The organism is Robinsoniella sp. KNHs210, from assembly GCF_000686105.1.
Classification (GTDB): Bacteria; Bacillota; Clostridia; order Lachnospirales; family Lachnospiraceae; genus Robinsoniella; species Robinsoniella peoriensis.
The window spans coordinates 4,757,529-4,782,762 of record NZ_JMLZ01000002.1 but is presented as its reverse complement, the minus strand read 5'-3'; the positions used below and the strand labels follow the sequence as shown (position 1 = coordinate 4,782,762).

Below are 25,234 nucleotides of genomic sequence, written 5' to 3'. Positions count from 1 at the left end.
AGTCCGAAAAGTCCATAGTATAAACTACTTTTCTGATATAAAATGTATAAAAAACCAGAAAGGAAATAATTATGTACACAGCTGATCCTACAAGATACGACAATAAAATGCAATATCATAAATGCGGAAACAGCGGCCTGTATCTCCCGGCATTATCCCTGGGAATGTGGCACAACTTTGGTTCCGTCAATAACTTAGAGGATATGAAAAAAATTCTGTTCACCGCATTTGATAACGGAATTACACATTTTGACCTCGCCAATAATTACGGTCCGGTCTATGGCAGTGCAGAAACCAATATGGGACAAATCCTGAAATCTGACCTGATGCAATACCGGGATGAACTGATCATTTCATCCAAAGCCGGATACGACATGTGGAAGGGACCATATGGTAACGGCGGTTCCCGTAAATACCTCACTGCAAGCCTGGATCAAAGCCTGAAGAAAATGGGACTTGATTATGTAGATATCTTTTACCACCACAGACCCGACCCGGATACCCCCCTGGAAGAAACCATGCTGGCACTTGACCAGATTGTGCGCCAGGGTAAAGCCTTATATGTTGGCATATCCAATTATAAAAAGGAAGAAGCCAGCAAAGCATATGCTATCTTAAAAGAACTGAAAACACCATTTGTCATCCACCAGCCTTCCTATTCCATGTTAAACAGATGGATAGAAGAAGATGGATTAAAAGACTTCTTATTCGACCACGGTATAGGCTGCATCGCATTCAGCCCGCTTCAGCAGGGCATACTAACCGGTAAATATTTAAACGGTATTCCTTCTGATTCCCGTATAGGAGGTCACAAAAGCCCCTATTTACACGAAAAAGACTTGAATGCCGAAATGCTTCATAAGGTTCAGCAATTAAATGAACTTGCTGCAAATAGAGGCCAATCGCTGACCCAGATGGCTCTTGCCTGGATTTTAAGAGATGGAAAGGTAACCTCCGTACTCATCGGTGCAAGTAAGCCGGAGCAGATTCTGGAAAATATAAAGGCACTTGAAAACACCTCTTTTACAGAAGAAGAACTGAAACAAATAGATAGTATCGTCTGCCATTCATAAGTATTGTGAGGGTTTGTCAAGATCCTAACGTAAAAAATCAGGTCAGAAACCTTTATTGGATTTCTGACCTGATTTTGCACTGCTTCCGTGCACTGCAATTTACATATCTACCAGACATTTATATCACGGAATAACAGATGATTTTATTTCATGAAGCATATCATCCAACTCATATAACGAATCCTGTTCCAGCCTTATCTCACAATATTTGCAAATATCCTTAAGCGCAGCTAACACCCATGGATTTCTGGCACGAATTACTTTCATAAGTCCATTTTTTTCCACATATAAAATAAAAAACTGTAATATTTTATCAATTTCATTTGTATCCATTTGCAAATAATCCAATTCTATAATTGTTCCCGAATTCCCGTCCAACGCAATAAACAGTAATGGATTAACCGGTCTGTCATGTCCTATTTCCTGAACTCTGGTATTCATATACGCAATATCAATTACAAGTTCTGTATTGCTCTTTTTCAACCCTTTTAAGCGTTTTTTTACTGTATCATCCCGAAAAGTAACTTTAGGAAAATTTTTTTGAATTTTAGGGTAAGGTATTGCAAAGTTCTGCCACTCATCACGTTCTTTATTATAGACACGTCTCACCATTTCTCCATGTTCAAAATCTACCTTAAGTCCTCTATAGACAACACTTACAAAAGCCATAATAAGCCCTTTAAAGGTCTCAAGTAAAACTTTAACTTCCCGTTCATCCGGAATATAAGGTGCATATCTCTTCTTAAATGATTCGAAATATAGCCATTCCCCTTTGCCTCTGAATTTATACCCAAGTTCCCTGATTAATTTTTTCTGCTCTGGTGGAACATCTTCTCTATCCCCAAAACAGCAGCTTAAACTAGACTGTTCAAACATCACATATTCAAAGGGAAGACCCAATTTTTCCATTGATGTAAGCATTTCAAAATCTTCCAGACCTTCTACCCCCTCATAAACGCCAACACCATAATAATTTCCGCCGGATCCCATGATACTACAAAAAACATCTTCCCCGGATTCTTGCAGTTCTATGGACACAAGATCACAGTCCCAAAAATATTTCCAGGGCTCTAAAGCCTTTAGTTCCAATGCAACCTGATATAATTCTTTCCACAATGTAATCGATGCTTCTTTTCTCAAATTGTATTTTCTCCCTTCTCTTGAGTACGAATTAAATTGTTTTCAATCCATACAGGTAAACATTTGGCATCTGTATATCGCATCCTTGCTGTCCATCCCATGGTTCATAAAATAAGCCGTAATATTTTTTAGCTCTTCCTTGCTTATTCTCTTGTCTTATCCATGTATTTCCAGGAAATCAGTCAGGAATGCGTTTGCCATCCCGCAGAACTTTCTGATTAAAATTAATCCCTAATGCGAAATTCTCTCAGGGATTAACGATAATAATAAGAGTCCCAGCGAGGAAACTATTTTATCTCTTTCTTCCCCAGCCGCACATCCTCCATATAATCAGCCATTTCATCCGACATATGGTTAAACAGGTAATTCCGGCTGTTTTGCCGTTTCGCCAGACATTCATTTCGAATCTCATTATTCACGATTTCAATTTCCTCTTTCAGCCCCCTTGCAGAGAGCAGATTTCCACCTTGTCCCATGATAATTACCTGTTCCAGGCGATCAGAAGTAGCCACTGTCACATGATATTTTCTTCCGATCTCATGCACTACTTTCTCAATGTACTGATCTGCCGTCTCCGCTTCCTTCGTATAAACCACATGAATATTGTTGTACAAAAGCACCTCTCCAATATTCCCTTCCACCTTATAAGCATCAAAAACCAGAATCAGAGTACACTTTTTATATCCCTGATAATTGCATAGTATATCCATCAGTTTATTTCTGGCACTCTCAATATTGACTTCTGCCAGATCTTTGAGTTCATCCCATGAAAAAATGATATTATAGCCATCCACCAACAGATACTCATCCTGCATATCCGGTTTCTGCCTGATCTTTACTTTGGTCTCGTCTTTATTTACAGAGGTACTGCGAAACGAGGAATCACTTCGTTCCCGTTTAATCGGTCCAAATGTCCTGACAAAGATTTCCTCTAATTCTTTTTCACTTTGCCAGCCCCCCGACTCCCCCGGCACAGACGATGAGGATAGCGCTTCTGAAATACCTCTTTTCACCTCCACCTCCGGTAAGGATAATCCGCTTTCCACATGCATATATTCCTGCACCTGATCCCACTTAACCACAAAGCCTGCCCCATGAGAGCAGAAAACAGACCCGGTAGGATTATCCAGATCATGTTCAGAATCATACCCAATTGCTTCTATTACTTCATCTGCATTATGGCAGGGCGCATATCCTTTAAATGTACAGAACAACCTGCCTCTTCCTTTGGTATATGCGATTACCTCCGTCTGATAATCCCTCATAGTCACTACCGGCGCAGTTCCCGAAAGTACAGACATTTCCCCTTCCATCAGAGGCGATCCAAAAGTTCCGTGCATTTTCTGCATATCCGCTAATGCCCTTCCAATCATTTCCGCCGGGACTTCTAAGCGATATTCATAGTACGGTTCCAGCAATATACTTTTTGCTTTCTTTAACCCCTGTCTGACAGCCCGATAAGTCGCCTGTCTGAAATCTCCGCCTTCCGTATGCTTTTGGTGCGCCCGTCCTGTAACTACCGTAAGCTTCATATCTGTAATGGGTGATCCTGTCAGTACTCCTAAATGCTCCTTTTCCTCCAGATGTGTCAAAATCAATCTCTGCCAGTTCCGATCCAATATATCTTCACTGCAGGCAGACGAAAACTGTAAACCGCTTCCCGCCTCCAAAGGCTCCATCAGTAAATGAACTTCCGCATAGTGGCGAAGGGGTTCAAAATGCCCCACCCCTTCTATCGCTTCCTGTATGGTCTCTTTATATAAAATATTTCCGGTACCAAATTCAACCGCAACGCCAAACCGTTCCAAAATCAGTCTTTTTAAAATCTCGATCTGCACTTCCCCCATCAGCTGGGCATGAATCTCATTTAGCTGTTCATTCCATACAATATGCAGCAGCGGATCTTCTTCTTCCATCTGTCGCAGCTGCAAAAGCATACGGTGTACGTCACACTCCGAAGGAAGCTGAATCTGATAGGTCAGAACCGGTTCTAAAACCGGGATCTCAGATGCTGCTTCTATCCCCAATCCTTCGCCGGGATAAGTTTTACTAAGGCCTGTAACTGCACACACACTTCCTGCCTTAGCCTCATTTACCATCTCATATCTGCTCCCGGAATAAATACGGATCTGATCTGCCTTTTCCTCCCAATATTCAGATTCTTCCCCGGTTCCTCTTTCAGCAGTACTCCCCGAACCATTAGACAGAAGAGTTTTCACTTTCAGGCTTCCTCCCGTAATTTTCATATATGTCAGCCGGCTTCCCTGGTCATCTCTCGCAATCTTATAAACTTTTGCCCCAAACTCTTCCGGAAATACCTTAGGTTTCATATATGTTTCAATCCCTTTTAGAAATTCTTCAACACCGGTAAGTTTTAGTGCAGATCCAAAGAAACAGGGGAACACTTTTCTTGCCATTATCAATCTGATAATATCTTCCGTCTCTAGCAATCCCGTTTCCAGATACCGTTCCAGGGATGTCTCGTCGCACATTGCAAGATTTTCCATAAAGCCATCCCGGTTCTGCTCTGTTCCAAAATCGGTACACCCTTCATCCAGCCTTTTTTTCAATTCTGCCATTAGTGCTTCTTTATCCGTTCCATTCTGGTCCATTTTATTTACAAACAAAATCACAGGAATCTGATAGCGTGCCAGCAGCCTCCATAACGTCTGGGTATGCCCCTGAACTCCATCAGCCCCATTTATAACAAGGATTGCATAATCCAGTACCTGAAGCGTACGCTCCATTTCCGCTGAAAAATCCACATGCCCGGGGGTATCCAAAAGAGTCACCTGTGTTTCTCCCAAAGTAAATACTGCCTGTTTGGAAAAAATGGTAATCCCCCTTTCCCGTTCCAGTTCATAGGTATCTAAAAATGCGTTCCCATAGTCTACTCTTCCCAATTTCCTTATACTGCCGCTCAGATACAGCATACTCTCAGACAACGTTGTCTTGCCTGCATCTACATGGGCTAAAATTCCTATTACTAATTTTTTCATTTGCATTCTCACTTATATCATATTACTTTATTTTCATTCGTTATATCCGGAATTAACATGAAACCGAATAAAAATATTATAACATTCCTGTCCGCTGATGACCATTATAAAGTAAAATAAAATGTTGAGAACCGTTTAAAGCCCATCTCTTCTGCAATGAGCATTGAAATTCCTTTGCAGTTACTGCACTTTTACCAAATACCAAATTTTACAAAGTGAAATCGAGAAGTCCATGTGTTTTCTGGTGAACCAAGGTGATCTGCAAAATTTTTCTTACCGCTATATTGAGCCGGGCTTATTAAATGGCGGTCACCATCTATATGATGATGCGGCCCATATGTATTATAGGTACTTGGATATAACTGAACCTCTACATCATGGATTCCAGGGTTTACATTCTCTATTTTCCAATCAGGTCCCCATATAAATCCATAATTTTCTCCATCTATATAAACTTCTGCACAATCAGCATTGACATGTCCAAGCTGTAACACCCCGCTTTTTCCTGCTATTTTCTTTGCCCCTGCCCTAACAGGCATCTTGCAGAACAAAAATCCAGCCTTTAACAAATCTTTCGTGTCTAATTTCTCTTTTTCTTCCTCTTCCACAGGTGCATTAGTAATATAAAAAGCAGGCTCTGTTACCACTTGCAGAGCATCTTTTTCTTGAAAAGGGGAACTGTTTTTTATCAGAAATGAACCTTGCAAAAAAGCAAATGGCTGCTGTTCTCCATTTTCGAAAGGCTGTATTTTAATCCTGCACCGCCCTGTATTCCTCATCTCCTCTGCTAATTCATCCGGTATGTCATATACCATTTCCGTACCTTCCCTATATCCGGCAAGCATCTGTCCCATAGCGGCAACACTTTCAACTTCATCAAGAAGACGGATCTTCAAATCCGTCAGTACTCTATCGGCAATGACAGGGATCTCATATAGGGTTCCGTAACTTTCCAGTAAAATTTGGTTTTGCTGATTGCCCCTATATTTCCATTGAAATAAATCTGCGGATTGTACTATTCGAGACTCTGTCATCTTCCGATAGCACTCATCTCTTTCCCACATACAACCTTCTGCCGCAATTACCAGATCATACACCCCTTTACCAACGAATAGTCTGCCGCCTTCAACCTTGCCATAGGTCTCCAGAATCCGTTCTTCTGTAACGTCATAATCTATTCCAGCCTCATAGCAGCTTTCGACAAAGTCAGAAAATTTCCTGCTAAGAATACCGCTCTTGCTATTCGGTGTACCTTCACCATTATGTTCATTTATTAACATCGCATCTGCAGGATTAAATTCTGACATCACCCCCCTGGTAGGAGCTATCAAAAGAACCCGTTTTTCTTTCAATGGTTCTGCATCCCATTTAGAGCGGAGTTTTTCTAATACCTCTTTCATAGCCCCCTTCCAACTCATTCCGCAAGGAATGTTAGGCGGCCAATCACGCACTGATGCACTATTTCTCACATATTGCCACAGATGGAACGCATATTGATTAATTCCGCTTTCTGCTAGCCAATCCACGTAATCTTCTACACATGCAGGGGATAATCCCCAGCCGCTTCCACCAAGTGCCTCAACAAGACATTGTCCATCTCCAAATTGTCTGCTTAGTGATGATGCAATTCTTGGATAGTAATGATTAGATGGAAATCTCTCAAGAGCATCCACTGCCGGCATATTGACATGCTTTAAATTCCAAAAACAAGACCCACTGAATGGAATCTGAAAAAATAAATTCTCCTCTCCTTTTAAATGAGCGGCATAACGTTTATGATATCTTTCGCACCACGCATTGATATTGCCATAGAATGTTTCTGCCAGGATATCTGTTAGTATCTGCCAATATTGATAACGAAATATCTGATATCCTTCTTCTTCTGCAAATAAAAGATGCCATAATTCTGCTACATCCCTGCCGTACTGCATCTGATATCTGCTGCTAAGTTCTTCACACCATGGAATACCACCCGTACTGACTGATATTCCATGTCCATTTAAAAATCCCACTTCGTCACTAAAGAACCCTTCTACATATGCAAAAGCTTCATCAGCCAATCCCAGGCGGTATCCCTCATAAGTCAGCTCAACGAAATATTTCATTTCATCCCGCTCCAGGGTATTGAAATCATTTAAGCTCTGTATTGTAACATGCCCTTTTTCAAACTGAAGCCATCTGCACTGACTATTTGGAAAATGATTCAATACTTTACCATCACCTTTACCGGAAGGCCATCCATTTTCATCATAAATCCAAAATGTCATGCCGATCTCTTTTGCATACAATATTGTATCTGATAAAATTTTTAAATACTCTTCACCCATATAAACCGGAACATTTGGGTAAAACCTGGGATGAAAAATTGTGCCGTCAAAACCTGATTCTTTCATGGAAAGCAACTGACTCTTTAATCTTTCAATATCCAGCTCTCCATTTATTGCCCAAAATGTCATAAATTTCAACTTATTCTGCATAGATATTTCATTCTTACCTCCTATTATGCTAAAAATCGATCTACAATCTGCTGTCTGTATTCCTTTGAAAGGGAAGAAAAGAAAGCAGAGTATCCGGTCACGCGAATAACCAAATCAGGATCAGAATCAGGATCTTTATGTGCTTTTAGCAGCCTTTCTTTTGTCAGGCAGTTCAAATGAATTAACGTGCCACCCATGTGGTTATGTGTATGGAGCAAAGAAATCAGAGCTTCCATACCTCCCTCTTTATTCAGCATGCTGCTGTCAATATCCAAATGCAGAGGAGATGAATTACCATATCCCGGCTGAAGCTTTGCAACTGTTGTTGCTTTTAATGTTGGTGAAAATGAATAAAGAGCATCTGCAAATCCAGGATCTGGTTCATTCGAATGGGAAATTGGCTCACCACCTTTTCTTCCATTAGGGGTTGCTTTTAATGTATGTCCGTATCTTACAATATCACCGTGAGAAAACATCCCCGGAATAATTGGTAATCCATATTTTTTCGTTGGTGTGTCTCTGCAGCAGCTTACAAAGAAATCCCGTATCCTTTCTGCAAAGGCCATGGATGGTGATTCAGGATTGCCTAGTCTCTTTATATTTTTAAGCATTAATCTAACATCTTCATAGCCTTCATAATCTGCATCAAGTACCTGAAACAACTGATCAAAAGACAGTCTTTGTTCCTTTTCAATTCGCTGTTCTATCGCTCCAAAGGAATCAGCAACGGTGGCAAGCCCAATTCCATCAATATTAAAGTTTAAAATATCAACACCGCCGGATGCGCAGTTAAGTCCTCGTTCTATTGGCCCCCTCATAAATAAATTCAGTACAATTTCAGGTGTATCTTCCGATACATGCTCATAATGCCAATCATATCCATCCTTGATGCAGTCAATCATAACCGACAGGTGCTTGGTGAATAATTCCCATAATATATCCAGCGACCTGTATTGGGACTCTTTCATCTCTGCAAGCGCCATTTCCAGCGCAGTCGCCATATTAATTCTGGTAACATCCTGGAGCGGATATTCCTCACCTGGAATCGCTGTCCAATTGCAGCCTGATTTCACACGCATTCTAGCTAGTTCAACCGGAAATCCATTCTTTACAAATCCTTCCTCGCAGCCAATATTACAGGAATAGCTGGCACCGGTTCCATCCAGCATATTATATTCTAAAGATCTTTCTAGTAAATCTTTATTCAGGTTATCATGAAGCCGAATACTTAAATTAGATGGTATTTTAAGATAATGTGTTGCATCTAATATCAAAAATGACATTCTGCTGGTCATATCTTTTTTCCCATCCGGTGAAAGACCTCCTATTTGAGAATAGTGGGTGTCATTAAAAAGCAAACTTGCCAAATGCCAGATAACCTCCTGATCATTTAACTTTTTTTCCTTTACATCAGTAATGTAAAATGGCCGTAAAAGTTCATCCAACTGCCCGATTGCACCTCCTGCACAATACATCCGGTCAATACACTGGAAATGAGCAAGGAACTGACATGCTTCTCTAAAATCGGCGGGTGCTCTCGTCAGTAGATGTTGATTCACCTCTGCAATCTCCAGATAGTTTTGCTTCTCTTCCTCAGAAGACGCCGTTTCAGCCAATTTCATCGCATACTCCACGTGCCTGTTAATCCATTCCAGTACCCCCATAATTAACAATTCTTCTCCATCATAGAAACTGGTATCCGTTGCCTCGTGAAATTCTCTGTACTTTCTTACATTTGCTAGCAATCCAGACCAGCCTAATTCCAAACCAATCCTTAAATCCGGACAAAGATGATTCATCCCTCCGCACCCATGCTGCCAGATCCCATATTTCTCATGTATGGGATACAAGTGCACTGGTTCATGCTCCGGTCGAAAACCAATATCCATCCATGTAGAAAGATTCCCTGGCCAACACGTAGCAAGAGAGCTGTTTTCATTGATATATACCGGCATTTCATTTAGTATTTTCCGGAAATTTTCTCCTAACAGTTTCATCCCATAAACCTTACCATCCTGATTTGTTATCGGCGTAAAATGAAAATCAGGGAAATAAATGAAACCATGATCATCGATATCCAAATTCCCAAAGTATTTAATTTTATCTCGATTATTATTTATTTTATCGTGATGTAAATGATTAATTTTATCCTGATATTTCTTTGATAATTCTACTTTACCCGTGTCCATATTTTCATTTTCCTCTCCTATTCAACTACCATGACTCCTGATCGCAGAAATTCTTCCTTATACTGATTCATCTCTTTATCACCAGGTTCCGTAAATACTTTTATAATATCCGACTTCCCCGCCATATCCCGTTTTGAAATCCCCATGTTGTGATACGGAAGAAGTTTGACCTCCTCAATTTGTAATTTTTTTAAATACAACGAAATGTCTTTTAGATCATTCACATTTGCCCCAGGAATGACCGGTACGCGAATCTGCACTTCTTTGCCGTCCGACAGTAAATGCTCCAGATTAAATAATATCTTCTGATTAGGCACCCCTGTAAGCTCCCTGTGCAGCCTGTTATCCCAGACTTTTACATCGTATAGATATAAATCCACATAAGAATTTATTTTTTCAAAATATTGATAAGGTACATTTCCTGCTGTATCAATCGCAGTGTGGATGCCCAAATCCTTACATTCTATCAGCACTTCTTTCAAAAACTCAACCTGGAGCATACATTCACCCCCGGAAAATGTAACGCCTCCACCTGTTTCACAATTCTGATAATACATCATATCACTGCTGATTTCCCGAACTAGCTCTTGCTTGGATAATTCTCTTCCAATCGTAGATAGTGCACCTGAATAACATTCATTTATACACCGGCCACAATATGTACAATCTTCTGCATTTAATAATATCCTCCCATCTAATTCAGTTAGCGCCCCATCTTTACACAGGCTTAAACATTTTTTACAACCTATGCAGCGCTCTTTTGTATAGCAGATCTTTTGTCCACCATCTATAGATTCTGGATTATGACACCAACTGCATCTAAGATTACATCCTTTGAAAAAAACAGTTGTACGTAATCCCGGTCCATCATGAGTTGAGAATCGCTGTATATTAAATATTATCCCATTCATAACGCACATTTTCTAAAAGCCTGAGCCAAATCTTCTTTTAATATTTCCGGATTTTCCAGTCCAATATGAAGCCGTACCAAACCTTTTAGCATTGTTTCGCTATCCGTCTCCTCATGGGCACCCACGGTAGAGATCAGACTCTCATATCCCCCCCAGCTGGGCCCCCGATAAAAATAGTGCAATTCTTCTGCGAATTTAATGATCTTATCTCCCGGCAAATCCAGAACAATACTCATTAGACCCGAGGCTCCGCTCATCTGCTTTTTTGCTAAAGTGTATTGTGGATGACTTGGATGGAAAGGATAAATAACCTTTTTCACTTCCTTCCTTTGAGATAAAAATTCTGCAATTTCCATAGTATTTTTCATATGCTCCTTCATTCTCAAAGGAAGCGTTCTTAACCCACGAAGTAAAAGCCAGGAATCAAAGGGACTCATAACTGCCCCAAACAATTCTCTTTCATTTTGAGCGATTTCCTTTATATCAGTCTCTCTGCCTGCGATAACACCGCCTATCATATCACTGTGCCCCCCCAGATATTTTGATGCAGAATGTACCACCATATCTATTCCAAAAGATAACGGATTTTGAAAAATCGGTGTAGAATAGGTATTATCAATGATGGTTGAGATTCCCTTTTTCTTTAATACACAAGACAACTCGCCCAGATTCTGAATTGTAAATAAATAGGTGGAGGGACTTTCCAGATAGACAAGAGTTGTTTTGTCATTTATACATTCTTCTATTTCAGATAAATTATCTCCTTTTACAAACGATGTATGAATATTAAACTTTGCCAAATAATCATTTAACAGACGGTATGCCGGACCATAGATACTGGCCACTGCAACTACATGACAATCCTTTTTTACATAATGCATAATCGCTGCCGAAATCGCTCCCATACCCGAGGAAAAACATATGGCTGACTCCGCTTTTTCCATTTCCGCGATCTTTCGCTCTGCAATTTCTGTTGTGGGATTAGAGACTCTTGTATATACATATCGTCCTTCCATTCCTCCTTCATTTCCACTGCATTCTGTGAACAGGGACGTCTGAAAAATAGGTGGTGTCACCGCTCCCATATATCTGCTTGGATCGTCTCTAAAATGTGTGCATATTTCTTCCATTCCAATTGATCTGTCTCTATTTACATTCAATTTCCTCTCTCCTTCCTTTTGGACTTACCTATTCCTTTACCGCACCTGCAATATTTTCTACAAATAACTCTTTCATAAAACTAAATAGCAAAATAGCCGGTATAATGGCAACAAATGTACCTGCTGCAACATTTCCCCAATTAATATCGTACTTACCAATCATAGAATAAATTGCAACATTTAACGTCTTATTGGCATCTGAGTCAAGATATAATACCGATGTATATACATCATTCCAACAAGCAAGAAATACAAAAATAAAAACTGAGAACAAGCCTGCTTTTGCTAAAGGCAAAACTACTTGAAAAAAGGAGCGGATTCTGCTGCATCCGTCTATCATTGCCGCCTCCTCCAAAACTTTTGGTACATTTTTCATAAATCCAATGAGAAGTATTGTGCCAAATGGTATCTGTCCTCCCATAAGAAGCAGAATTACGGTTGGAATCTGATTTACCATTCCAATCCTCGACATTAATACATACATAGGTGCAAATCCCACCGCTGTTGGCAGCATCTGGGTCATCATAAAAATCACAAATACTGCCTGCTTGCTTTTAAATTCATACTTTGCAAGAATATAGGAAGACATTGCACTGATTATTGTAACAAGAAGCGCTGCTGTGATTGCGATAATAAAACTATTAATGATATATCTACCGAAATTACCCATTTTAAAAACTTCTATATAATTACTTATACTTGCCTTGTCCGGAAAATAACGAACAGGGAATTCATATAACTCCTTTTTATCTTTGATGGAAGTAACAAACAACCAGAAAAACGGAAAGATCGTATAAACAAAAAATATAACCAGAAGAGGCCATTTCAAGGCAGCTAATACAAATGCATTTCTTTTCTTTATTTTCTTCTGCTTCACGCCTCATCACTCCCCTTCAATGTTTTCGTTGATGCTACATAGATTCCGGTAATTGTCAAAGTGAACAGCCATAAAATCACTCCTCCTGCTGAGACCAAACCATAATCATTTCCTTTAATTACTTCTGTCATAATAAAACTTGAAACAATATGACTGCTGCCCGCCGGTCCTCCTTGTGTCATACCGAAGATCAGATCAGGTGCATTTATCGTTTGTACTGCCCTCAGTAATATCATAAGCAGCAGCAATACCCTGATACTTGGCAGTGTTATATGTATAAAACACTTTAGTGAACCTGCACCGTCAATTTTGGCCGCCTCATACATATCCTGAGATATGGTTTTCAGTGCTGCCATAATAACAATGGCAAAAAAAGCCATGCCCGTCCAAACCTTTGCCACCATCACACTAGACAAAGCAAAATCCGGATTTGATAAGAAGCCAACCGGTTGTTGGATAACATGCAGCCGCATTAAAATATCATTTAGCACTCCATTACTTCCATTGAACATCCATTTCCACATAATTCCTACCATAAATCCGGAAAGAGCCCACGGAAGAAAAACTACACATTCATAGATTCGTTTTCCCCGAAATGATTTTTGAAGAAGCAGGGCAATTAAGAATCCCAATATGAATTCTGCACCTACACAGATTATCACCCACTTAAACGTATTCTTCCACGTAATCCAAAACTCAGGATCACTTAATAGCTTTTTATAATTTTCAAATTTCACAAAATTTCTCGTAAATAAATCATAGGCTTTTACATTCTGGAACGACATTACAATACCATCTATTGCAGGATAGTATAATACAAACAATATAAAAGCTAATGCCGGAAGCAGGAACAGAGCAATAAATGCTTTCTCTTCTAATCTTTTCTTATTCATTTTTTTATTCCTTTCTTTAGCAATGGCTGTTCTCTTCTTCTAGAGCGTGTTTGATAATTGCCTTCTGACACGCTCTAGCAGAGAACAGCCATTATGAGAAATTACTGATACCTGTTTTTCACCCACTCACTATCTTTTGCCCATGAATAAAATTCAGCGAACTGATCTGACAATTCCTGGGGTGTAGAACGTCCTAACAGCATAGATTGCGTCAGTGAATCTGATGATGCTCCAAAGTCTTTTAAAATTGCAACTTCTTCTTCACTTGCGTATCTTTCCTCTCCGCCATCAACATATCCAATGTATTTATCTGGCTGCTCTGCCATATCTACGTAACACCCATAATATCCATCACTAAAAAATGGATCTTTCTGAGCTTCTGTATGGATAGGAATATTACCATTTTTCTTACAAAAATAAGAATTTCCCTCTACGGAAGATAATGCCTGAATTACTTCCCATGCCGCATCTTTGTTTTCAGACTTAGATGCAATAGCCCATCCTGCAAATCCTGCCGGGAATAATGCTTCTCCTTCTGGCCCCACCGGAAGCGGTGCTACATCCCAGGTTCCTTCTTCCATATACTCTTCACATGTGGCAATTACTTCTGGATCTTGTATTAACATAGAGGTTACTCCAGAATAAAAAGCTTCCACAGTTTCAGGATACCCCCATGATATCGAGTCTGGATGTGATGCATCATTATATAATTTTTTATAAAATTCCATAGCCTCTATTGCTTCGGGCTGTGCATATGCACTCTTTCCATCTCTTGTTAAAAACGGAGTAGTGATATCAATAGCATCTTTTTTCAAAAAGGATAAAACAGTCATCTGTAAAAATCCAGTCGTTCCAGCTCCCCCTCTAAAAGAATATCCATATCGGTTCTGGGATGGATCTGTTAATTCTTTCGCCGTATCATAGAGCTCTTCCCATGTTTCAGGCACTTTTAAATTTTTCTCCTCAAACCAATCTTTTCTGTAAAAGAGAGCTCTCTCATAAACTCCATAGGGAATGGAATATATATTCTCGTCATAAGAAGTTAACTGATCTTTTAATAACCCGCTAACACTCTCCCATTCATTCCATTTCTCCACATATTTATTGAGCGGCTCTATAAACCCATTTTGCACATAGTTTACATTGATTCCGTTGAATTCCAAGATATCAATTGCCTCACCTGATTGGAGCATTGCATCTATTTTCTGATTTGCCTGTTCGGATGGTGGTGTAATAATTTCAAGTTCAATATGGTCTAGTTTCGAAACAATCTCTTGTATCAGGGCATCTCTCTGGGGATTTCCCAGATAAGTTACCATACGGACTTTTACTTTGTCTTTGGATTGGCCTGTATCCCCTTCTTTGCCAACCTGCGTTTCCCCTACATTACTTTCCTCCTTATCATTTGTACCGGCATCCCCACATCCTGTCATCCCAACAGAGACTGTAAAAGTAAAAACCATTAATAAAGCTATCCCTTTTCTAAACCTTCTTTTTTCTCTCATAAATCTCCTTTCGTTTTCACTGTTATAAGCGCAATTATAGCATTCACAATATGTTTACGTAATGTATATTTGTAATTATATGTGTGGAAAATTGTAAGTTTTTAATAATTAAACATTTTTTTCCATCTATTTTACCCACATAATTACCAATTTTTTAATCTAAGGCACGACTATTCACTGGACAAAACCTACAATCACATGTAAAATAAAAATACAATTCCGGAATACTATCCGGAACAATTAGTAAATGCTATATGTTGTATAAAGGGGGCGTAACGCTTAGAATGAAAATAAATTTTTACCATCGCTATATTAATAATACAAAAATTGTTAATAAATTTCTATCCATTATCGTTTTCATATTATTAGTTTCAATTGTTATTGTAAATTTTTATATCAAACAAAATGCATCCTCACTTATCACACAGGAAGCAAAAAATACAACAAAGCAGCTCCTGGAACAATACGTTGATAATATTAACTATAAATTAACTACATTTAATACCACGCTGAGCAGCCTAAGCAGTAACATGAATATCAAAAATATATTAGATAATGAAAATTTGACCGAAACAGATTTAGATCATATAAATCAGGAGTTTCAACAGGTACTGAATAATCAATTTCCCTATGGTTTATATAGTATTTCTTTATACCCCTTAGGATATGCAGAACATCTGGAAAGCAGCTTTATAAAATCCATTAAAACTGCAGATGCAAATTGGCTGCCTTATTTTAAAGATAATTATTATGGTAAATATTTCATTCATAATGAAGGTACATTTGACGTAAAACTACTAACTGTTTTAAAACCTATTTATTCTATTAATGGAGATTACATTACTGCCGTGATAAAACTGAGTCTGTTTCCTGAAAAAGTTTTCCGTAGTATTAAGTCTGTAGAGCACCAATCAATGGACCGACTGTTCATCATAAATAAAAATAGTGATTACATATATGGAAATACATTTACTGATACCAACCAGTATCTTACTTATCTAAAAGAAAATTATCAATATTTATATAGTGGAACAAATGTATTAGATTACCAGACATCGAATGGATGCTATATTACAAGTCTTGCATCCACAAACGGTTACCGGGCAGTTTATTATTTTTCCTATGAAGATACTGCAGAGAGTTTACAATCTTTGAATCATACCATCACGGTCTTTATACTTATATTAATCCTACTTATCTGTATCGCCGCAAGTTTAATTTCTATAAGCATAGGAAAAAGAATGCAAATGGTTATCAATAAAGTAAATGAAGTAAGCAGGGGGAACCTGGAATTGGAAAAAAGTGATCTGGGAAAAGATGAAATTGGAATCTTCGACCGAACCTTTTCTAATATGGTTATTCAATTGAAAAAATTAATTGAAGATAACTATATCAGTGAAATGAAAAAAAAAGATGCCCAATTCATGGCTTTGCAGGCTCAGATTAATCCCCACTTTTTATTCAATTCTCTAGAAGTAGTAAATTCTTTAATTGAAACAGAAAAAAGTGATATCGCTATGATCGTCAATTCTAAATTGTCAGACCTATTACGCTATTGTATTAATCACAGTTCCGCCGGTATCGTATCCGTGCAGGAAGAAATTGATTATATGTGTAATTATGTCTATATACAGCAGATACGTTTTCGTGATAAATTCACATTCCATATTGATATAGACGAAAATTGCCTAAATTACTGTATTATAAAATTAGTATTTCAACCCTTTATCGAAAATTCAATTAACCATGGATTTGCAGGAAAATCAAACAGAAACATCTGGTTTTCTGTGCAAATGAGCTCTTCTCAGAACGATATAGAGATCAGAATAAAAGATGATGGGAATGGTTTGACTATTGATAAATTAAATTATTTAAGGAATGAATTAGAGGTGAAACCTTTATTTGACTTTAAAAGCAAAAATGACAGTATCGGTATCTTAAATATACATCATCGCATGAAATTAAAGTATGGCGATCAGTATCGGATAAGCATAGACAGTGCTCCGGAGAAAGGTATGTGTATCATGCTGACTATCCCAGCACAAACAATATAGACCAGGGGGATTATGAATGTATAAAATACTTATAGTAGATGATGAAGCTCTGATTCGAGAATCTCTGGCAAAACGTTTAACAAAAGGAGATTTTTTCTTTCAGGAAATACTTGAAAGTGCAAGTGGTGAAGAGGCATTGGATATAATTCAAAATGAACATCCTCAGATCATTATTACTGATGTACGCATGGATGGAATGAGCGGCATAGAACTTATAAAAGCCTGTTCTATCATTGATCCATTTCCCTATTTTATTGTTCTTAGCGGATATGCCGAATTTGAATATGTGCAGCAAGCGATTAATAATGGGGCAGAGGGTTACTTGTTGAAGCCCATTACAAATGAAAAATTGTTCGATGCAATTCATAAAGGAATAGACTCTGTTAAAACTACTCATTTTATATCTTCCATGCAGGAAGAACATTCTATATTAACTTTCACCCATCTGTTTCAAAAATGCATGGATGATATTATCAGTGAAGAAGATATCAAAACAATGATCTCACTTCTACATGAAGAAAAAAAACAATATTATCGCCTTGGATTATTTCATGTAAGTAAATTTAATCAAAATGTTTACAGCAATATAGAATCATTGTATAAAAAATTAGAGAGCGTACTTTCCAGCGCTTCTGATTTTTCATTTAGAATAATATCTCTTGGTATGAAAGCAGAACGCTATATCCTATTTTTTTCTTCTTATAAAGATGTACTGGACCACCATGTTTTAAGCATACTTCAGCATTTTACCGGCAAAGAAAACCTTTCAGGAAATACGGTGACCACAGGTCTTAGCAGAATTAAAACAAATATTGATGCAATGCTTAGGAAGGATTGTGAAAAAAGAATTCAGTTACGATATACACTTGGGAATGGAAAAGTGTACTCAGACGAACCCATTGACCTGCCATCTACTCCTATGAATCCGATTTCTAGACTAGATTTCGAGAATTTAGAAAAACAATTACGTTCTCAGAATATGAAAGAAATAAGTAATACGCTTACTACGCTCATCTCCCATTCCAGTCATATTTTTTATAGTATGGAGCTATTCGTTCATCAAATCTATCTATTATTAATACGCCTTGATTTCTGCGTAGATGAACAGCAGTGGAGACAGTTTTTTGAAGCAAAGCAATGGAGATTTTGTGAGGATAAAGAAGAAATTATTACTTTTGTTCTTCAGGAAATACAAAACTCTTTTACTTATTGCTCCAATGAAAATGATAGCCAAAACATTTTGGAGTATGCAAAAATATTTATTAAAGGTAACTTTAGTGATAACCTGACACTAAAAATAATGGCAGACCAATTCCATCTGAATCCAAGATATTTTTCATCTATCTTCAAGAAAAAATTTGGAATGTCTCCAATAGATTATCTATTGCAAACCAGAATGGATGAGGCGAAATATCTGCTGTCACATACCCTTCTTCCTGCATCTGAAATTGCAAGTACAATCGGTTATGATGATCCAAGACATTTTTACAAAACGTTCAAAAAAAATGTTGGAATCACTCCAAAAGAATTTCGTGAAAAGTGCAAAGAAACAAAATAGCACTACAGACACTTTGCAGACATTTCTCCCTGCAAAATGTCTGTAAACTTTTATTGAGGTCTACCTCATAACCAACAGACGTTCATCAATTCTTCTAGCATAACTATAAGTATAATTTTCAAAATATTTCCCCCAGAACCTTAATGCTGCAGGATTCATTGTTTCACAATCAACGCCAAGATATGTCTTACCTTCACTTTCACATATCTGGCATAGATATTCCAATAACTGTTGTGCCACACCATACTTTCTATAATTTTTTTCCACATAGGCACCACATATATTAGATATGGACGGATGTTCTGATAAAAAAGTTTCCCCCACATCGTCCAGAGCCATATAACCAATAATTTTCCGGTCTTTTTCAGCAGCAAAGATTCTGACATGATCTTCGTAAAACCATTCAGAATTTTCATCTGTACTTTTCCAAAAAAACGTGGGGGCTTTACGAAGATGGTGTATCAGCCCCATTTTCAGTGGCTCTGCTAATCGTTTATCCCTGCCTGTTAGCTCTCTGCATTTTAATTCCCTATCTGCTTTTTCCACAATTTTTCTGTCAGACAGCCTAAGCATTGCATCCGCACATCTTATACCAAACCCATTCATAATAAGACTTCTGCCGGCTTCGTCATCGTGTGCATATCTGCTCAAAGCAAATCCACAGATCCCGCTTTGGACGATCTCTTCTGCTGCCTCTGCAAATAAAAGAGATGCCAGTCTGCCTCTGTCCGTTCCTGAAAACGCACTTCCTCCAATTGGTGAAAATACCCCTCTCACATTTCCAAAAGCTCCTTCTATCGGGCCTGTGAAGGCCAAATAGCCGATTAGAGTATTGTCCAGAATTGCGGCTTTTCCAAGTCTGTTTTGGAATAATACTTCTATGGTATGGCTAAGCTTATCCCTAAAATCATCCTGTATTAATAATCTACAACTCCTGAGCTCCTGCTCATATTCATTTACAGCAAGTGCAACCGCACCTTTCAGATATCTATTCTCTAAATCTTTTAATTCTATCACCTCCGCCACCTCCTATGCTATCTTTGATTTTTATTCTTATTCTTTTTCATTTTACCGGATCTTGTACTGCTTTTTCCTCTCCATGAATTATTTTCCTCATTCAGGGTGCAATACAATTCCCACCTGGATTTTGACAGTGTCTGATTCTGAATAGCCCCTATGATAGCACAGCCAGGTTCCGTCATATGTCTGCAATCAGAAAAACGGCATTGGCTGATAAGTTCTGATATATCCGTAAATGTGTTTTCTAACCCTTCATTCACCTCACACATCCCCAGTTCTCTTATCCCTGGAGAATCTATGATTGTCACCCCCGATGGAAGGGTAATTAACTGTCTATGTGTGGTAGTGTGGTGTCCTTTCGAATCTGATTCACGTATTTCACTAACCTTCATAATGTTTTTTCCAGTAATTGCATTTATCAAAGTTGATTTCCCAACCCCGGAAGATCCTGCTAAAACAATCGTTCTGCCTTCTTGCAAGTATGCGTCGAGGCAGTCCATCCCTTCTCCTGTCAGTGCGCTGACTGCGCATACATCTACATTTTCTGAGATGCAGCTCACTTCTCTCACATATTTTTCTTTGTCTTCACAGAGATCTGCTTTAGATAGGATCACAACCGGCCTGGCTCCACCCTGCAAGGTTACCGTAATATATCTTGTGATGCGATTAAGATTGTAATCTTTATTCAATGAAACAACGATGAATACGAAATCAAAATTTGCAGCTAATATTTGTTCTTTCATATTTTTAACAAATCCTGCTGCATGTCCTGACTGGTCTGGCCGCTTCAAAATGCTTTTTCTCTCAAGGACTTCTCTGATCAAAGAAACTCCATAAGGATTATGTTCAAACATAACATAATCACCAATTGCCGGAAGATCCCTATCCTCTTTATAAAACGTGCCCTTTAACTGGGCATTTACAATTCCATCTTTAGATTCGATTGTATAGATTTTACGTTGGACCTCACAGATCCGGCCCTTAATAATACTTTCTTTTTTAACTATTTTCAAATTATTTCCTCCAATTTTGGGTACAAAAAAACTTGCCCATTGGCAAGTCTGTTTTATACAGTATTTACGAAAGGGTTACACGCACACATCAGTCTTAGACTCTGTGTACACAGTATTAAATTAATTACAAATCACCATTTCCAGTTTTTTCATAATACATTCACTCCTTTCGAATATCAAAATCGGGTTATTATTTGCCCCGAATTCAGGTTACGTAGCCCGCTACGCGCCCTTCATCCGGGACAAATCTCCCACAAACTGTGACGCACAGCTGCCAGAAAGCAATTTTAAAACAAGCTCTAGCATTCTAAATTTCCTGTGATTTGAACAGTCTGACAGCACTCCAGATACATACCAAAACAAATACAATCGCTACCAGTATCTGACCAGCTACTCCCTGAACAGTAACAATACCAGATACTGCGCCTGCCGATGCCAAAAGCAATCTCCCTGGCATTAATCCCCCAATGGCTGGAAGATAAGCAGAAGCGATCAGGAGTAAATATCCTCCAAATGCAAAGATTGCAGAGCTCACCGCCGTTTTTGCTATGGAACTTGCCAATATCGTAACCGCAAGCAAAACAATAGCAAACATTAGATATAAGACAGCACTAATGAATACATCCCATAGCCGGCCTGCAATGCCAAACAGGTAATAGGTATACCCCCAGCATAATAGTAATGCCGGTAAAAAAGCTGCCACAACTATTAAGACAGCCGCACAGTATTTTGCAATAATAAAATGTGCAGGGGGGAGATTTTTCGTGAGCGTTAATGCTGCTGTTTTACTGATTTTTTCACCGGAGACAGCACTCATGAATAATAAGAGAATGGATATTCCTCCTATCTGTGCCAGGTTATTATAAAATTGGCCCCAGCTATCCGTCCACACAGGTTCCGTTACGAGTATTGGAGCTTCACTTCCCATGGCAAGGCTGATAATTTCCCGCATATAGCGCGCTAAAATCGGACTTGCCATTCCAAATAACATAAAAATACCCATCAGAATGTAGATCTTTTTAGTACGATGTCCTTCAATCAATTCTTTTCTATAAAAGGTTATAAAACTACTCATTCGATGTCACCTCCATAAAAATATTCTCCAGTGTGGGTGCTGAAACCTGGTATTTCTCTAAAACTGCCTGGGATTCTAACAACATGTGAGGGAGTATTTTTCCTAGCATCTGCATATCAGATGCATAAAGCTTTAACTCAAAATTATTGCATTTTTCATATAGAACATCTTTGCAATTAGAAAAAATCTTCATCATTCGTTCGCAATCCTCCTCCGTGTAGAATTTAATCTGTGCCGACTTTCCCGCATATTTTTTCTTTATTTTTCCCATTGAACCGGCCTCAACAATCTTTCCATGGTCCATAATGATTGCATAATCACAGGTGGACTCCACATCAGCAAGGATATGCGTGGAGAAAAACACGGTCACACTTCCTTGTAAGGAACGAATAATTTCCATCACTTCATATCTGCCAATAGGATCGAGGGCACTGATTGGCTCATCTAAGAAGATAGTTTTCGGAGAATTCATAAGTGCCTGGGCTATTCCAAGGCGTTGCTTCATCCCCCTTGAATATCCGGATATTGCTTTTTTGGTATCTTGTAATCCAACCTTTTCTAATAGGTATTTTGTCCGCATCCCACGCTGTTTCGCACTCATTCCATACAGTCTGCCACAAAAATCCAGATATTCATGTGCCGCAAGATAACTATAAAAGCTGGGTACATCCGGTAAATAGCTGATATCAGAATTGCTATTTTCTCCATAAACCCGTTCTCTGCCGTGAAGGATAATTTTTCCTGAGGTGGGACGTGCCAGCCCAACCAGCATTCTGATGGTAGTTGTTTTTCCGGCTCCGTTTCTTCCCAAAAATCCACAGACCGAACCCTGTGGAATATTTAAACAGAGGTTATCCACTGCATGAAAATCCTTGTACTGCTTGGTTAAACCAATTGTTGTAATGGCGTCCATACAATTACTCCTTTCCATCCGATGCATCTTCATCCAATTGCTTTGCTCCCAATGCAAAATAAATTACCGGTCCAATCAGGCTTACCGCAATAACAACAATCATCCATATAAGCTTTTTATCAAAAGATGCGTTTTTTCGCAGAATACTGATTAGTGACACAATCATTAATACACCTTGCAGTAAAATAATGGGAACAAGTATCGGAATTAAATTCTTGATTTGTTCCATCGTGAGTTGAATCCCCATAAAATCATCTCCTTTATTACTGACAACTTGTCAGTTAGTTATCAAAATAATATCAACGACACCATAAAGTATCGTTGATATTAGAATGTATTTTCTTTGCAGCCTAATACTTTCTCTAGCAGCTGATTGAAAACAGTTAAATACTTTTTGGCAGCCTCCATATCCTCTGCATAAAAATCCCTGCTGTTTAAAGTAAACAGATAAGATGTTATTAAAAAAACGGAGACTTCTTTGGGATGATCTACAGAAAATGCCCCAGAGTTATTACCCTGAACTAAAATGGACTCAAAATACTCCGCCATAGTTTCCGCAGACTTTCGCAAAATCTGATCTATCATATAAGTATTTTCAGGCATCCGGACTGCTTCTTGTAAAGAACGGTTTTCTCTTGTATTAGCTGATTCAGGAATAATCGTCGCACTAAAAAATAGTTTTACTTTTTCTACCGGACTTAACGTATTGTCAAATGTTATTTTACGCAGTGACATATTTACAGCTGCAGCTTCTACTTCAACAATATGCTTTAAAATATCCTCCTTAGACCTAAAGTGATAATAAAGCAATCCACGGGAAATTTTCAGATCATCTACGATATCCTGCGTCGTAACATTTGTAAAACCTTTTATCAAAAACAAATTTTTAGCTGACTGGATAATTTCTGCCCTGCGAACTTCCGGTTCCTTCACCTGTCTCATAATTATCCTCCTTAATTTATTATAGAATAACACGCAACTGACAAACTGTCAATATTGGAGAACTCCGAACCCCAAAAATAGGCGTTTCATGAGCCATTTGTCAGTTACGTGTTAGTTACCCACAGATTCTGATAATATTCTAAACTGTTTAATTACTCAAATTTTTATTGAATTTAATATCATGTTATGTTATATTATAGATAGAAAAGGAACAACCGCCCACAAGGGGTTGACCCATAAGTTTAGTTAAAGAACCGCCCTTACTCGCCAAAGTACAAGGGCGGTTTTGCTATGTAAAACTACTTACAAAACGAAAAAACGAATGTAAGTAATGCCAAAAGGAACAGACCAAAAGTCATTATATCCTATTGACGCTTGTTGATCTACCACCATATAAGTCTTATCTCAAATACCCCTTTTTTGTCTGTTATGTGTCCGCTACTTGTCTGTTACGAACATGTTTTCATAACTTTTTAGGCTTTCACATAATTGCTTTAGACATAGAGAACCCCTTGAAAACACTGAGTTTTCAAGGGTTCTGTTAATTTTCTTATAATATTTCTTATTATCTCTTGGAGAACTGAGGTGCACGACGAGCTGCTTTGAGTCCGTATTTCTTTCTTTCTTTTGCTCTTGGATCTCTTGTTAAGAATCCTGCTTTTTTCAGAACTGGTCTGAAATCGCTGTCTACCTGAAGTAATGCTCTGGAGATACCGTGTCTGATGGCACCAGCCTGTCCTGTTGTTCCACCACCATGTACGTTTACTAAAACGTCATATTTATCGTTGGTCTCTGTAGCTACTAACGGCTGACGTACGATAACTTTTAATGTCTCAAGACCTAAATAGTTGTCGATGTCTCTTTTATTAATAGTAACTTTACCTGTTCCAGGTACTAAATATACTCTTGCGATTGATTTTTTTCTTCTTCCTGTTCCGTAGAATTTTGCATTAGCCAATGTTTTTTACCTCCTTCTTAAAATGTTAATACTTCTGGTTTCTGAGCTGCATGATTATGCTCTGCACCAGTGTACACGTGAAGTTTTGTCATCATGGATCTTCCTAAAGGTCCTTTTGGAAGCATGCCTTTAACTGCAAGCTCGATAACTCTTTCCGGCTTCTTGTTTAACATTTCTCTTAAGGTAGTCTCTTTCATTCCACCAACGTAGTCTGAATGATGATAATAAATCTTCTGATCTAATTTCTTACCTGTTACCTGGATTTTTTCTGCATTTGTGATGATTACGTAATCACCTGTATCGATGTGAGGAGTAAAGATCGGTTTGTTCTTTCCTCTTAATATTTTAGCTACTTCTGATGCTAAACGACCTAATGTATATCCTGTAGCGTCAACTACGTACCATTTTCTTTCAATTGTTGCTGGACTCGCCATAAAACTCTTCATTGGTTTACCTCCTTGGATAATTAACTGTTTC

At 38.3% G+C, this 25,234-nt stretch carries 21 protein-coding genes; 4 read left to right on the top strand and 17 right to left on the bottom strand.

Annotated features, from left to right (window positions below):
* Positions 1–71: 71 nt before the first annotated feature.
* Positions 72–1,073, top strand: coding sequence for an L-glyceraldehyde 3-phosphate reductase (mgrA, locus tag CD03_RS0127310; protein ID WP_063837262.1), 1,002 nt, complete (start codon positions 72–74; stop codon positions 1,071–1,073).
* Between the two features lie 123 nt (positions 1,074–1,196).
* Here mgrA and CD03_RS0127305 read toward each other — a convergent pair whose 3' ends face one another.
* From CD03_RS0127305 to CD03_RS35025, 9 genes are all read right to left on the bottom strand, one after another.
* On the bottom strand, positions 1,197–2,213 hold the full coding sequence (locus CD03_RS0127305) for a DUF7309 domain-containing protein (RefSeq protein WP_027296342.1): 1,017 nt from the start codon (positions 2,211–2,213) through the stop codon (positions 1,197–1,199).
* Between the two features lie 287 nt (positions 2,214–2,500).
* Positions 2,501–5,212, bottom strand: coding sequence for a translation factor GTPase family protein (locus CD03_RS0127295; protein WP_044289705.1), 2,712 nt, complete (start codon positions 5,210–5,212; stop codon positions 2,501–2,503).
* 191 nt (positions 5,213–5,403) lie between these two features.
* Positions 5,404–7,668: a hypothetical protein gene (locus CD03_RS0127290; protein ID WP_197041703.1), complete on the bottom strand. Its 2,265-nt coding sequence runs from the start codon at positions 7,666–7,668 to the stop codon at positions 5,404–5,406.
* A gap of 44 nt (positions 7,669–7,712) precedes the next feature.
* Positions 7,713–9,878, bottom strand: a complete 2,166-nt coding sequence (locus CD03_RS0127285) for a pyruvate formate lyase family protein (RefSeq protein ID WP_044289704.1) — start codon at positions 9,876–9,878, stop codon at positions 7,713–7,715.
* Between the two features lie 17 nt (positions 9,879–9,895).
* Entirely contained in the window at positions 9,896–10,789 is an 894-nt protein-coding gene (locus tag CD03_RS0127280) for a glycyl-radical enzyme activating protein (RefSeq protein ID WP_027296338.1), read from the bottom strand.
* On the bottom strand, positions 10,786–11,949 hold the full coding sequence (locus CD03_RS0127275; RefSeq protein ID WP_242849163.1) for a trans-sulfuration enzyme family protein: 1,164 nt from the start codon (positions 11,947–11,949) through the stop codon (positions 10,786–10,788). The genes CD03_RS0127280 and CD03_RS0127275 overlap by 4 nt, the downstream gene beginning before the upstream one ends.
* A 28-nt stretch (positions 11,950–11,977) precedes the next feature.
* The gene (locus tag CD03_RS0127270) at positions 11,978–12,826 is read right to left on the bottom strand and encodes a carbohydrate ABC transporter permease (protein WP_052378005.1); all 849 of its coding nucleotides are present in this window, start codon (positions 12,824–12,826) and stop codon (positions 11,978–11,980) included.
* The gene (locus CD03_RS0127265; protein WP_027296335.1) at positions 12,823–13,719 is read right to left on the bottom strand and encodes a carbohydrate ABC transporter permease; all 897 of its coding nucleotides are present in this window, start codon (positions 13,717–13,719) and stop codon (positions 12,823–12,825) included. Before CD03_RS0127265 ends, CD03_RS0127270 begins: the two co-directional genes overlap by 4 nt.
* 101 nt (positions 13,720–13,820) lie before the next feature.
* Positions 13,821–15,224, bottom strand: a complete 1,404-nt coding sequence (locus CD03_RS35025; protein ID WP_052378004.1) for an ABC transporter substrate-binding protein — start codon at positions 15,222–15,224, stop codon at positions 13,821–13,823.
* Between the two features lie 284 nt (positions 15,225–15,508).
* Here CD03_RS35025 and CD03_RS0127255 point away from each other — a divergent pair, with 284 nt between their 5' ends.
* Positions 15,509–17,278 (top strand): sensor histidine kinase, encoded by a 1,770-nt coding sequence (locus CD03_RS0127255; protein WP_027296334.1) that lies wholly within the window; start codon positions 15,509–15,511, stop codon positions 17,276–17,278.
* 16 nt (positions 17,279–17,294) lie between these two features.
* Positions 17,295–18,836, top strand: coding sequence for a helix-turn-helix domain-containing protein (locus tag CD03_RS0127250; RefSeq protein WP_027296333.1), 1,542 nt, complete (start codon positions 17,295–17,297; stop codon positions 18,834–18,836).
* 60 nt (positions 18,837–18,896) lie between these two features.
* Here CD03_RS0127250 and CD03_RS0127245 read toward each other — a convergent pair whose 3' ends face one another.
* Positions 18,897–19,853, bottom strand: a complete 957-nt coding sequence (locus CD03_RS0127245; protein WP_027296332.1) for a GNAT family N-acetyltransferase — start codon at positions 19,851–19,853, stop codon at positions 18,897–18,899.
* A 17-nt stretch (positions 19,854–19,870) separates the two neighbouring features.
* Complete coding sequence (gene rsgA, locus CD03_RS35020) at positions 19,871–20,869, bottom strand: ribosome small subunit-dependent GTPase A (protein ID WP_081820389.1); 999 nt, start codon at positions 20,867–20,869, stop codon at positions 19,871–19,873.
* A 130-nt stretch (positions 20,870–20,999) separates the two neighbouring features.
* Here rsgA and CD03_RS39660 point away from each other — a divergent pair, with 130 nt between their 5' ends.
* Positions 21,000–21,191, top strand: coding sequence for a DUF6783 domain-containing protein (locus tag CD03_RS39660; protein ID WP_334291703.1), 192 nt, complete (start codon positions 21,000–21,002; stop codon positions 21,189–21,191).
* On the opposite strand, the gene CD03_RS0127235 is transcribed toward CD03_RS39660, so the two are convergent.
* The 6 genes from CD03_RS0127235 to rplM form a co-directional block, all read right to left on the bottom strand.
* Positions 21,177–21,944 (bottom strand): ABC transporter permease, encoded by a 768-nt coding sequence (locus tag CD03_RS0127235; RefSeq protein WP_027296331.1) that lies wholly within the window; start codon positions 21,942–21,944, stop codon positions 21,177–21,179. The two genes, CD03_RS39660 and CD03_RS0127235, sit on opposite strands and share 15 nt — an antisense overlap.
* A complete protein-coding gene (locus tag CD03_RS0127230; protein WP_027296330.1) occupies positions 21,937–22,857 on the bottom strand; it encodes an ABC transporter ATP-binding protein in 921 nt (306 codons plus the stop codon). The genes CD03_RS0127235 and CD03_RS0127230 overlap by 8 nt, the downstream gene beginning before the upstream one ends.
* Positions 22,858–22,861: 4 nt before the next feature.
* A complete protein-coding gene (locus tag CD03_RS35015) occupies positions 22,862–23,104 on the bottom strand; it encodes a PLD nuclease N-terminal domain-containing protein (protein ID WP_052378002.1) in 243 nt (80 codons plus the stop codon).
* Between the two features lie 80 nt (positions 23,105–23,184).
* Complete coding sequence (locus CD03_RS0127220) at positions 23,185–23,799, bottom strand: TetR/AcrR family transcriptional regulator (protein ID WP_027296329.1); 615 nt, start codon at positions 23,797–23,799, stop codon at positions 23,185–23,187.
* Positions 23,800–24,364: 565 nt separating this feature from the next.
* Positions 24,365–24,757, bottom strand: a complete 393-nt coding sequence (gene rpsI / locus CD03_RS0127215) for a 30S ribosomal protein S9 (protein ID WP_027296328.1) — start codon at positions 24,755–24,757, stop codon at positions 24,365–24,367.
* Positions 24,758–24,774: 17 nt separating this feature from the next.
* Positions 24,775–25,203: a 50S ribosomal protein L13 gene (gene rplM, locus CD03_RS0127210; RefSeq protein ID WP_027296327.1), complete on the bottom strand. Its 429-nt coding sequence runs from the start codon at positions 25,201–25,203 to the stop codon at positions 24,775–24,777.
* Between the last annotated feature and the right edge of the window lie 31 nt (positions 25,204–25,234).

Coding starts and splice junctions, on each gene's coding strand:
- CD03_RS0127230 (WP_027296330.1), bottom strand. CDS start 22,857: ATGGACGCCATTACAACAATTGGTTTAACCAAGCAGTACAAGGATTTT.
- CD03_RS0127265 (WP_027296335.1), bottom strand. CDS start 13,719: ATGAATAAGAAAAGATTAGAAGAGAAAGCATTTATTGCTCTGTTCCTG.
- CD03_RS0127250 (WP_027296333.1), top strand. CDS start 17,295: ATGTATAAAATACTTATAGTAGATGATGAAGCTCTGATTCGAGAATCT.
- CD03_RS0127220 (WP_027296329.1), bottom strand. CDS start 23,799: ATGAGACAGGTGAAGGAACCGGAAGTTCGCAGGGCAGAAATTATCCAG.
- CD03_RS0127295 (WP_044289705.1), bottom strand. CDS start 5,212: ATGAAAAAATTAGTAATAGGAATTTTAGCCCATGTAGATGCAGGCAAG.
- CD03_RS35025 (WP_052378004.1), bottom strand. CDS start 15,224: ATGAGAGAAAAAAGAAGGTTTAGAAAAGGGATAGCTTTATTAATGGTT.
- CD03_RS0127285 (WP_044289704.1), bottom strand. CDS start 9,878: ATGGACACGGGTAAAGTAGAATTATCAAAGAAATATCAGGATAAAATT.
- rplM (WP_027296327.1), bottom strand. CDS start 25,203: ATGAAGAGTTTTATGGCGAGTCCAGCAACAATTGAAAGAAAATGGTAC.
- mgrA (WP_063837262.1), top strand. CDS start 72: ATGTACACAGCTGATCCTACAAGATACGACAATAAAATGCAATATCAT.
- CD03_RS35015 (WP_052378002.1), bottom strand. CDS start 23,104: ATGGGGATTCAACTCACGATGGAACAAATCAAGAATTTAATTCCGATA.
- CD03_RS0127290 (WP_197041703.1), bottom strand. CDS start 7,668: ATGACATTTTGGGCAATAAATGGAGAGCTGGATATTGAAAGATTAAAG.
- CD03_RS0127255 (WP_027296334.1), top strand. CDS start 15,509: ATGAAAATAAATTTTTACCATCGCTATATTAATAATACAAAAATTGTT.
- CD03_RS0127235 (WP_027296331.1), bottom strand. CDS start 21,944: ATGAGTAGTTTTATAACCTTTTATAGAAAAGAATTGATTGAAGGACAT.
- CD03_RS0127280 (WP_027296338.1), bottom strand. CDS start 10,789: ATGAATGGGATAATATTTAATATACAGCGATTCTCAACTCATGATGGA.